Below are 9973 nucleotides of genomic sequence, written 5' to 3'. Positions count from 1 at the left end.
GATGTAGGAGCTGCCGCAGGCTGCGATCTTTTGATCTTTCAGGAGCAGGCGACTTTGCGCGGCGGCAGCACAAAACGCTCACGAAACGCTAGGTAGTGCTTGAGCACCTGCACTGGCGCCTCGGTCTGTGGATAGTGACCAATGCCCGGCAACAGCACCGTGTCCGCGTCCGGAATCAGCTCGCGGTAGCGCTCGACCATGTGCGCCCCGGAAATCGGATCGACTTCACCATCGATCACCCGCAACGGAATCTCGCCGCGCTGCATCGCCGTCACCCAGCGATCACGCTGCACGCGGCGCTCGGGAATGTACCCGATCAACTTGTGCATGATTCGCGGGCCGCGATTGCTGTCGACCAGGCTCCAGAAGTCGTCCAGTTCACTTTCGCTCGGCCGCGTTTGCGGGCCGAAGATCTGCCGGAAGCTTTTCACCAGAGCATCACGAGTAAACGCCCGACCAATCATCCAGCCCAACGGGCTGAGCAGCAGTTTCTGCATCAGTACCGGGCGATGGGTTTCCGGGAACAATCCACCGTTGAGAAACACACAACTGGCCACTTCGATCTTGTCTTCGTAGTGCCGGGCGAGTAGTTCCTGGGCAACGCTGTCACCGTAATCGTGCGCGAGCACATGTACCGGCTGGTCGATCTGCAGGTGCGCGAGCAACGCCTGCTGCAAATCCGCCTGCTCAAGCAAACTGTAGGTGTGATTGATCGGTTTCGCCGAATCGCCAAAGCCGAGCATGTCACAGGCGATCACCCGATAACGCTGGGCCAGTGGTTGCCAGAGGTAATGCCAATCCCAACTGGCGGTCGGGAAACCGTGGATCAGCAACAGCGGCTCACCCTGCCCCGCCGTCCAGTAGCGAATCGGCTGGCCACGAAAGACAAACGTCTGGCTGCGTTTGCGCCAGACACACAGAGGAATCTCGGCAAGAGGCATTAGAGTTTATATCCGGGGTCTTGTTTATCGAGTTTGCGCAGCAACGCCGGCCAGGCCAGCGCACCACCCATGCCTTGAGCACTTTTGGTGACGCCGGCGATCATCGCTTTGGCGCCTGCCAGAATGTTCGGTTCGATGGCGATCAGTTCAGCGCCACCGGTTTGCGCCATGACCTGAATGTCGCAGGCGCGCTGGAAGGTGAACATCATCAGAAACGTATCGGCAATGGTGCCGCCACAGGTCAGCAGACCGTGGTTGTGCAGCATCAGGAAATTGCTCTCGCCAAGGTCGGCCTGCAGGCGCGCCTTCTCCTCGTGGTTCAGCGCCACACCCTCGTAGGCGTGATAGGCCAGGCTCGATAGCACGAACAGCGACTGCTGACTGATCGGTAACACGCCCTGCTTTTGCGCCGACACCGCGACACCGGAAGCGGTGTGGGTATGCAGCACGCAAACCACATCGTGCCGCACTTCGTGCACGGCACTGTGGATGGTGTAGCCGGCGGGGTTGATCTCGTAGGGGCTGTCCATGAGTTTGTTGCCGGACTGATCGACTTTCACCAGGCTCGACGCGGTGATCTCATGGAACATCAGACCAAACGGGTTGATCAGGAAATCTTCGGTGCCCGGCACCTTGGCCGAGATATGGGTGAAGATCAGATCGTCCCAGCCATGCAGCGCGACCAGACGATAACAAGCGGCGAGATCGACTCGGGTCTGCCATTCCGCAGCACTGACCTGGTCTTTGACATTAAGGGACGATTGGACGGGGGCTACGCTCACTGTATGCACCTCTGCGTTCTTATTGTTCTGCACGTACGAGCAGTCTAGTCAGGCGCAGAGGATCGCGTAGTTGCATTGGCAGCCAGCTTGATGACTGACCGAGTCAGCGATGCAAACAGTCTGGATCCATGTCAAAGCAACGACGCCAACAAAGGCGCGGCAAACAGATTGAGCAACCCGGTCAAGACCATCACCAGCCCGGCGACTGAGCCTTCTTCCCCGCCCACTTCATGGGCCCGGCTGACCCCGGCACCGTGCGCGCCAACCCCGAACAGCGCACCGCGGGCCAAGGTACTGCGCAACGGTAGCCACTTCAACAGCACCCCGCCGAGCATCGCGCCGAACACACCGGTGAACATCACGAAGACTGCGGTCAACTCCGGCACGCCGCCGAGGTTCTGCGCCAGCGGCATGGCGAACGGAGTGGTGATCGAGCGCGGCACCAGTGACATCGTCACCGAGCTGTCGAGTGCCAGCGCCCTGGCCAATCCGAAGGAAGTACCAATCGATGCTGCACTGCCAGCAACCATGCCCAACAGCAGCGCTGACCAGTGCCGCATCAACAAACGGCGTTGCTGCCAGATCGGCACGGCAAAAGCCACGGTGACCGGGCCGAGCACCAGCATCAGCCAGTGGGTGTTGCTGGAATATTCGGCATAGGCGGTGTGCAGGGGCACGGCGAGCGCAAGCAACAACGCCGGCACCAGAATCAGAGGCGACAATACATAGCGCCCGGTGCGCCGATACAACCAGCGGCTGAACAGATACGCCAACAGGGTGAAGGCCAGCCAGAACATGGGCATCCATTCAAGCTTCATGGGACCGCCTCATGCGCACGGCCAGTTCTACGGTGAAAGCCGTCACCAGCATCACCATCAAGGTGCTGGCAGCGATGACCAGCAGGATCCGCCAGCCGTCATTGCGCAACAGCGCGCCGTAGTCGAGCAGACTCATCAGCGCCGGGATGAAGAACAACAACATCTCGGCCATCAGCAGTCCCGCGCCCAGTTGCAGGGCTGCCGGTTTGACCCAGCCAAAGGCAAATGCCAGCAGCAACAACGCCATACCGATGACGCCGCCGGGGATTGGCCACGCCAACCATGCCGCCAGTTGGCAGCCGAGCAGGTAGAGACCGAGCAATACGGCGAGTTCGGCGAGAAGACGAGAGAGATGCTTGAGGGTGACGGCGTTCATGATTTAGCTCCTGACAGGCGCTTATTTTACGAAGCACCCTGCCATCGCCGAAGCGAATTGTTAGACTCAAAGCCATTCCAAAATGGAATCAGGCAATGGAATTCAAACAGCTGCGCAGTTTCGTGGAAGTCATGCATCAGGGCGGTTTCACCCAGGCCGCAAAAACCCTGCACATCAGTCAGTCAGCGGTCAGCAAACAGATCGCACAACTGGAGCAGAGTCTCGGCACGCCCTTACTTGAACGGCTCGGTTCGCAATTGCGCCTGACCGCCGCTGGCAGCGTCGTGCTGCAACGGGCCGAGGGCATGCTGCGTTTGCGCAACGAACTGCTCGCGGAGCTGGACGACCTCAGTCATATGGCACGTGGAGAGCTGCGCCTCGGCCTGCCATTACTCGGCAGCGACGCGCTATTCGCCGAACTGTTTGCGGAATACCGGCGGCGCTATCCGAATATCAGCATCCAGTTGCTCGAGGGTGGTAGCCGCAATATCGAGCAGGCTGTGCTGAGCGGTGAACTGGAGTTGGGCGGCAGTCTGTTGCCAAAGGATCCGCAATTCGACTGGCAGCCGTTTTGCGATGAACAACTCGACGCCTTGCTGCCGGTGGATCATCCGTTGGCCGAGCGGGGCGAGATCGGTCTGGAGGAATTGGCCGAGACGCCCTTTCTGCTCTATCAGCGCAGCTTCGTGCTCAACGACCGCTTGCTGCAGGCATGCCAGCAATTGGGCTTCACGCCGAAAGAAGGCGGACGCAGCGGTCAGGCCGATTTTCTTGCGGCGCTGGTCGCCGCCGGGCAAGGCGTGGTGCTGTTGCCCAGCGTGGTCGCACGCGGACTGGTACGGCCAGGCGTGGTTCGCCTGAGCTTGCGAGCACCGGACTATTTGCGTTGGGATATCGCCTTCATCTGGCGTCGCGGCGCCTATCTGTCGAAAGCGGCGCAGGCATGGCTGGCGCTGTTGCGCGAGCGCGGAATCAGCCCTTGAGGGCTTCGATCAACTGCGCCAGCCAAGGCTCGGCGTCGGTTTCCGGAGTGACGCTTTCGCTGGCGTCAATGCGCAGCATCTCTTGCACTTCACGCACGCCTAGCTCGCCGAACAGTTCACGCATTTGCTCGCCACCGCCGCAGAAAGTGTCGCCATAACTGGCGTCGCCCAAGGCAATCACTGCGCCCGGCAAACCGCGCCATGCGGCTGGCAACTGGTCGCGAATCGCCGAATACAGCGGTTGCAGGTTGTCGGGCAATTCGCCCATGCCGGTGGTTGAGGTCACCGCGAGTAACGCTTCGGGGCCAAACGCCTGAAGGTCGGCGAGGCTGGCGCGCGAGTTGTAGAAGGTTTCAAAGCCAGCGTCTTTCAACAGGTTCTGGGCGTGGCGGGCGACTTCTTCGGCGGTGCCGTAGACCGAACCGGAGAGGATGGCGACTTTCATCAATCTGATCCTGAAACTGAAAAAAAGAGCGGCGATAGTAACAGCCTCCGACGCAAAGCTGCGATTGGATCTCAATTGGCGGTAATGGCCAGTAGACAGCGCCTACGGTTCTTCTAGAATGCGAGCCACTGACAACTCTGAAAGGATTCAAAGATGATCAACGCCAGCCTGCTGCAAATGGTAATCAACGCGTCGAACGACGGCATCGTGGTCGCCGAAAAGGAAGGTGAACAGAACGATATCCTGATCTATGTGAACCCGGCCTTTGAACGACTGACCGGCTACACCAGTGAGGAAATCCTCTATCAGGACTGCCGCTTTCTGCAGTCTGGAGACCGAGATCAGGACAGCCTGAAACTGATTCGCGAAACGCTGGATAACGGCGGCTCGTGCCGGGAAATCCTGCGCAACTATCGCAAGGACGGTACGCCGTTCTGGAATGAACTGTCGATTTCGACGGTGAAAAACGTCGAAGACGGGCAAACATATTTCGTTGGCGTGCAGAAGGACGTCACCGTTCAGGTCAAGGCGCAACAGCGCGTTGTTCAACTGGAAGCTGAAGTCGCTGCCCTCAAAGCAGAACTGGCTACGGTGAAAGCGACAAACGGTCAAAACAAAATCGCGAACTAAGTGTCATTAACTACAATCACCAATGACTTTGTAACTATATCTTTTGAGTTAGCCATGCAGCGCGACGCCCTCCTCACTCAGGATGAGCTGGATTTCATCCAGACCATGCAGCACAACCCGCAACTGAACGTGCGGGATGCGACGTCGAGTCTGCTGGTTAACGGCGGTTCACAGATCCGCGATTTGCTCACGCGCCTGGCCGCGCACGAGCAAGTGACCATTCAGGCTAACTTCGAAAACCAGCAGATGACCTTCCCGTTGCACCTGGTGGAAGATGAGTTTCACGCACTGCATCTGCGCCTCGGCGTACCGAGCATTTATGAAGACGGCCCGATGGTGCGGCCTTGGCGACTGACTCTCGAAGAGCCAGTAGCCCTGGAGAACGCCAAAGGTCAGCCGGGCACGTTGTGGGTCCACGAGGTTTCGCATAAGGGTGTGTTGCTTGAAGTACGCAACAAGACCAAACCACCCAAGCATTTCGCGTTGTGGTTCAGCCCTTCGGGTTACGAGCGGATTTCATTGCGTGGCAATTTCGAACGGGAAACCGAAAACGGTTTCTATGCCTACGAACTGAGCCAGACCGACACCGACGAAACCGAACGCCTGCGTCAGTTCATCCTGCAGCAACATCGCCTCACCCATCCTGCGCTTCACACCTGAGTTTCAGGTATCCAGCTTCCCGGCCAGAAACTGCAGCATGCGCTGACGCATGTTCGCCCCTTCATTGCCCAGACAGGCAACAGAGGATCCGGCCAGGCTGTCCTGCGCCAGATCTGAAGCATCGCCCGCCAGCATCAACTGACAATCGAGGCTCAACGCCAACCGGTTCAGACGCCGAGGCAATTCGGTGCTGGGCGCGTGATTGGAAAACAGGACGAGTGCATCAGGTTTGATCTTTTCGCACACCAACGTCAGCTCATCGAACGGCTGACCTGTCGTCAGCACGCGAACACCGGAATTGCTGTCGCTGAGAAACAGCGCCGCCACCAGCAACTCCAGCTCTCGACATTGCCCGGCCAGCGCGCTGACGATCACACGGCGCGGTTGGGTGCCACGCAGCATGACGATCCGTTGCAACACCCGCGCCCGCAGGAAGCCATCGAAAAACAGCCACTCGCTGGTTTGCCCGAACGCCTCCTGGCGCTGCAACAATTGCAGCCACAGCGGCATGAGGATGTCCTGAAACACCACCGGCAATGAGTAAGAAGAGAAAATCTGGCCATAGACACGGTCCAGTTGCTGATCATCGAATGCGCTGACCGCCTGCTGAATCTGTTCCTGCCACTGCAGGTAATCAGCCTGCACCAGATCATCGGGGATGATGTGCGCCAGCACTTTCATCGGTTCGGTCTTGGCGAGGATCTTGCCGACTTTGCTCACGGCGACACCGCGATCAATCCAGTCGACGATGCTGCGCACCCGCTCGATATCGGTCATCGAATAGAGCCGATGCCCGCTTTCGGTGCGTGTCGGCTGAATCAAACCATAGCGTCGCTCCCAAGCGCGCAAGGTCACCGGGTTTACACCGGTGAGGCGTGCGACCTCACGGATCGGGAACAGATCAGCGCGTTCGAGCGCAACAGAGGCCTGCGTAGCTGGGCTTGCGTCCGTTATGACAGGCATATGGCGTTCAACTTCCATGTCGATTCAATTGGATCCCATTCTAACGCTTATGCCCCAATGGGATTCAAGTGATGAAATGCGACGAAAGTCGCTGGTTTAATCGTGAAAAACCGGAATAATCCTTGCTTGTTGAAAACGCAGGCCTCTACCCCGGCCCTGCGTCAGGCGAAATTCCTACCCGGAGTGACGCACTCGAAATACGGAGATACAAAATGTCTACTTCCCCCGTCACGCTGATGGTAGCGCGTCGCGTCGCTGATGGTCGCTATCAGGATCTGATCGCCTGGCTGCGCGAAGGCGAACAACTGGCCACAGATTTCCCCGGTTACCTGGGTTCTGGCGTGCTCGCTCCGCCACCCGGCGATAACGAATTCCAGATCATTTTTCGCTTTGTCGATGAGCAGACGTTGCATGCGTGGGAGCATTCGGCATCCCGTACCGCGTGGTTGAGCCGTGGCAGTGATCTCTTCGCCCACCCGAAAGAGCATCGGGTCAGTGGAATCGAAGGCTGGTTCGGCGCGGCCGGTCAGCGTCCACCGCGCTGGAAGCAGGCTGTCGCGATCTGGCTGGCGTTTTTTCCGGTGTCACTGTTGTTCAACTTTGTCCTCGGCCCATTGCTCGCTGACATGGGTTTGTTGCCGCGCGTATTGATCAGCACGGCGTGCCTGACGCCGCTGATGGTCTACTTCTTTATTCCGCTGTCGACGCGCCTGCTGGCGAACTGGCTGAACAGCACCCCGGTGCGCCTGCCTGTTTCGGCGACACCTCAGAAACATTAAAGATCGCAGCCTCGTTGCACTCGACAGCTCCTACAGGACTGAACACAGACCAGGGTAGGAGCTGCCGCAGGCTGCGATCTTTTCAGGCTCGTCGCTGTTATAGTTTTTGCTCCAACCGCGATGCGAGCCGTTCATGCCTGATTCCTCAGCCCCGATCCTCATCACCGGTGCCGGCCAGCGTGTCGGTCTGCATTGCGCGCAGCGGTTACTCGAAGAAGGCCATCGCGTCATCTTCACCTACCGCAGCGAACGCCCCGGCGTGCAGACACTGCGCGATCTGGGCGCCATCGGCCTGTTCGCCGATTTCTCCAGCGAAGCCGGGATTCTCGTCTTCATCGAAACACTGAAAACCCACACCGAGAGCCTGCGCGCCATCGTGCACAACGCTTCCGAGTGGCTGGCCGAAACCCCGGACAGCGGGGCCGAAGCCTTCACGCGCATGTTCAATCTGCACATGCTCGCGCCGTACTTGATCAACCTGCACTGCGGTGAATTGTTGAGGCGCTCGACGCCCGCCGACATCATCCATATCAGCGACGATGTCACCCGCAAAGGCAGCAGCAAGCACATCGGTTATTGCGCCACCAAGGCCGGGCTCGACAACCTGACGCTGTCCTTCGCCGCCCGCTATGCGCCGGCCATCAAGGTCAACGGCATCGCCCCGGCCCTGCTATTGTTCAATCCCGACGACGACGCGGCGTACCGCGCCAAGGCCCTGGCCAAATCCGCGCTGGGCATCGAACCCGGCAGCGAAGTGATCTATCAGAGCCTGCGTTATCTGCTCGACAACCCTTATGTCACTGGTACGACCCTGACCGTCAACGGCGGACGGCACGTCAAATAAGCCGATTCGCGAGGATTTCCATGACCCGTTCACTGCCCGAGAACTACCGCGAAATCCTCATCGGCCTTGGTGAAGACCCAGACCGCGAAGGACTGCTCGATACGCCAGTGCGCGCGGCCAAGGCCATGCAATACCTGTGTCATGGCTATGAGCAGAGCGTCGACGAGATCGTCAATGGCGCGCTGTTTGCCTCGGACAGCGACGAGATGATCATTGTCGCCGACATCGAGCTGTACTCTTTGTGCGAACATCACCTGCTGCCCTTCATCGGCAAGGCCCATGTGGCTTATATTCCGACGGGCAAGGTGTTGGGCCTGTCGAAAATCGCGCGCCTGGTGGACATGTTCGCCCGCCGCCTGCAGATTCAGGAAAACCTCACCCGGCAAATCGCCGATGCGGTGCAACAAGTCACCGATGCCGCCGGCGTCGCGGTGGTCATCGAGGCCAGACACATGTGCATGATGATGCGCGGTGTCGAAAAACAGAATTCGACCATGAACACCTCGGTCATGCTCGGCGCCTTTCGCGAGTCGAGCAACACCCGTCAGGAGTTCCTGCAATTGATTGGACGGAGCAAGTAAATGCCACAACTTCAACCGGGAATGGCGCGCATCCGAGTCAAGGATCTGCGCTTGCGCACCTTTATCGGGATCAACGAGGACGAAATCCTCAACAAACAGGATGTGCTGATCAACCTGACCATTCTGTATGCCGCTCAGGAAGCCGTGCGTGACAACGACATCGACCACGCGCTGAATTACCGCACCATCACCAAAGCGATCATCGCGCACGTCGAGGGCAATCGCTTTGCGCTGCTCGAACGGCTGACTCAGGAATTGCTCGATCTGGTGATGAGCAACGGTTCGGTGCTGTACGCCGAAGTCGAAGTCGACAAGCCGCATGCGCTGCGATTTGCCGAATCGGTGTCGATCACGCTCGCGGCTAGCCGCTGAGCTTCAAGCTTCGAGCTGCAAGCGGTAAGCTAACGGCCGACCCCGATCCAATCTTGCAGCTTGAAGCTTGCCGCTCAAAGCTGTCTCGCAGAGACCCCCATGACTGATCAACAACGCCTCGAACTCGAAGCCGCCGCTTTCCGCCGGCTGGTCGCCCACCTGGACAGCCGCAAGGACGTGCAGAACATCGACCTGATGAACCTCGCCGGGTTCTGCCGCAACTGCCTGTCGAAGTGGTACAAGGCCGAAGCCGACGAGCGCCAGATCGAGGTCAGCCTCGACGATGCCCGCGAAGTGGTTTACGGCATGCCATACGCCGAGTGGAAAGCCCAATATCAGCAAGAAGCCAACGCCGACCAGCAAGCGGCGTTCGCCAAAGGAAAAACCCATGAGTGATCTGAACACCCTGCGCGCCAGCCTCAAGAGCGGCGAACACGCTTTCGCCGACACCCTGGCGTTCATCGCCGCCGGTTACGACTACCAGCCGCAAGCCTTCAACAACGGTGGCGTGGAAAACGCCGCCGGGCAGAACGAAGGTTCGTGCAAGACCCTGGGCTTGGCGCTGCTGGAAGGTCTGAGCGATGAAGAAGCGCTGTTGGCGTTCGGCGAGCATTACCGCTCGGTAGTGGCGACGCCTGAGGGCAGTGATCACGGCAATATTCGTGCGTTGATCAAGCACGGTCTGGCCGGCGTGAAATTCACCGCCCAACCCCTGACCCGCCGCTGATTCCAGCTGCAACGCCCCCCCCTGTAGGAGTGAGCCTGCTCGCGATAGCGGTGTATCAGTCGACTCATATGG

At 59.0% G+C, this 9973-nt stretch carries 15 protein-coding genes; 9 read left to right on the top strand and 6 right to left on the bottom strand.

Annotation, left to right across the window (positions count from 1 at the left end):
- Nucleotides 1-38: 38 nt before the first annotated feature.
- The 4 genes from ACW9IR_RS26750 to ACW9IR_RS26735 all read right to left on the bottom strand — a co-directional run bounded on the left by ACW9IR_RS26750 (nucleotide 39) and on the right by ACW9IR_RS26735 (nucleotide 2917).
- Complete coding sequence (locus ACW9IR_RS26750; RefSeq protein ID WP_102900664.1) at nucleotides 39-941, bottom strand: alpha/beta fold hydrolase; 903 nt, start codon at nucleotides 939-941, stop codon at nucleotides 39-41.
- Nucleotides 941-1723, bottom strand: a complete 783-nt coding sequence (locus tag ACW9IR_RS26745) for a class II aldolase/adducin family protein (protein WP_102900665.1) — start codon at nucleotides 1721-1723, stop codon at nucleotides 941-943. The genes ACW9IR_RS26750 and ACW9IR_RS26745 overlap by 1 nt, the downstream gene beginning before the upstream one ends.
- Nucleotides 1724-1854: 131 nt before the next feature.
- Complete coding sequence (locus tag ACW9IR_RS26740; protein ID WP_102900666.1) at nucleotides 1855-2541, bottom strand: LrgB family protein; 687 nt, start codon at nucleotides 2539-2541, stop codon at nucleotides 1855-1857.
- The gene (locus tag ACW9IR_RS26735) at nucleotides 2531-2917 is read right to left on the bottom strand and encodes a CidA/LrgA family protein (protein ID WP_095119438.1); all 387 of its coding nucleotides are present in this window, start codon (nucleotides 2915-2917) and stop codon (nucleotides 2531-2533) included. The genes ACW9IR_RS26740 and ACW9IR_RS26735 overlap by 11 nt, the downstream gene beginning before the upstream one ends.
- A gap of 95 nt (nucleotides 2918-3012) precedes the next feature.
- On the opposite strand from ACW9IR_RS26735, the gene ACW9IR_RS26730 reads away from it, so the two are divergent.
- On the top strand, nucleotides 3013-3900 hold the full coding sequence (locus ACW9IR_RS26730; RefSeq protein ID WP_457465627.1) for a LysR family transcriptional regulator: 888 nt from the start codon (nucleotides 3013-3015) through the stop codon (nucleotides 3898-3900).
- Here the strand turns inward: ACW9IR_RS26730 and ACW9IR_RS26725 are convergent.
- Complete coding sequence (locus tag ACW9IR_RS26725; RefSeq protein ID WP_457465626.1) at nucleotides 3890-4345, bottom strand: flavodoxin; 456 nt, start codon at nucleotides 4343-4345, stop codon at nucleotides 3890-3892. The two genes, ACW9IR_RS26730 and ACW9IR_RS26725, sit on opposite strands and share 11 nt — an antisense overlap.
- A gap of 153 nt (nucleotides 4346-4498) precedes the next feature.
- On the opposite strand from ACW9IR_RS26725, the gene ACW9IR_RS26720 reads away from it, so the two are divergent.
- A complete protein-coding gene (locus tag ACW9IR_RS26720; protein WP_457465624.1) occupies nucleotides 4499-4975 on the top strand; it encodes a PAS domain-containing protein in 477 nt (158 codons plus the stop codon).
- Between the two features lie 54 nt (nucleotides 4976-5029).
- On the top strand, nucleotides 5030-5635 hold the full coding sequence (locus ACW9IR_RS26715) for a hypothetical protein (protein WP_034154507.1): 606 nt from the start codon (nucleotides 5030-5032) through the stop codon (nucleotides 5633-5635).
- Nucleotides 5636-5638: 3 nt separating this feature from the next.
- Here ACW9IR_RS26715 and ACW9IR_RS26710 read toward each other — a convergent pair whose 3' ends face one another.
- Nucleotides 5639-6598, bottom strand: coding sequence for a MerR family transcriptional regulator (locus ACW9IR_RS26710; RefSeq protein WP_102900744.1), 960 nt, complete (start codon nucleotides 6596-6598; stop codon nucleotides 5639-5641).
- Between the two features lie 212 nt (nucleotides 6599-6810).
- Between ACW9IR_RS26710 and ACW9IR_RS26705 the strand changes: the two genes are divergently transcribed.
- The 6 genes from ACW9IR_RS26705 (at nucleotide 6811) to ACW9IR_RS26680 (ending at nucleotide 9901) form a co-directional block, all read left to right on the top strand.
- A complete protein-coding gene (locus ACW9IR_RS26705; protein ID WP_102900669.1) occupies nucleotides 6811-7377 on the top strand; it encodes an antibiotic biosynthesis monooxygenase in 567 nt (188 codons plus the stop codon).
- Nucleotides 7378-7510: 133 nt separating this feature from the next.
- Nucleotides 7511-8221: a dihydromonapterin reductase gene (gene folM, locus ACW9IR_RS26700; RefSeq protein ID WP_457465622.1), complete on the top strand. Its 711-nt coding sequence runs from the start codon at nucleotides 7511-7513 to the stop codon at nucleotides 8219-8221.
- Between the two features lie 20 nt (nucleotides 8222-8241).
- Nucleotides 8242-8802, top strand: coding sequence for a GTP cyclohydrolase I FolE (folE, locus tag ACW9IR_RS26695; RefSeq protein ID WP_102900670.1), 561 nt, complete (start codon nucleotides 8242-8244; stop codon nucleotides 8800-8802).
- The gene (gene folX / locus ACW9IR_RS26690) at nucleotides 8803-9174 is read left to right on the top strand and encodes a dihydroneopterin triphosphate 2'-epimerase (RefSeq protein ID WP_007914273.1); all 372 of its coding nucleotides are present in this window, start codon (nucleotides 8803-8805) and stop codon (nucleotides 9172-9174) included.
- Nucleotides 9175-9273: 99 nt separating this feature from the next.
- A complete protein-coding gene (locus ACW9IR_RS26685) occupies nucleotides 9274-9570 on the top strand; it encodes a DUF1244 domain-containing protein (RefSeq protein WP_016987026.1) in 297 nt (98 codons plus the stop codon).
- The gene (locus ACW9IR_RS26680; protein WP_102900671.1) at nucleotides 9563-9901 is read left to right on the top strand and encodes a HopJ type III effector protein; all 339 of its coding nucleotides are present in this window, start codon (nucleotides 9563-9565) and stop codon (nucleotides 9899-9901) included. Before ACW9IR_RS26685 ends, ACW9IR_RS26680 begins: the two co-directional genes overlap by 8 nt.
- Nucleotides 9902-9973 lie beyond the last annotated feature (72 nt).

It is taken from the genome of Pseudomonas sp. SDT291_1_S447 (assembly GCF_054070155.1).
This window is presented reverse-complemented; position numbering and strand designations above follow the sequence as displayed.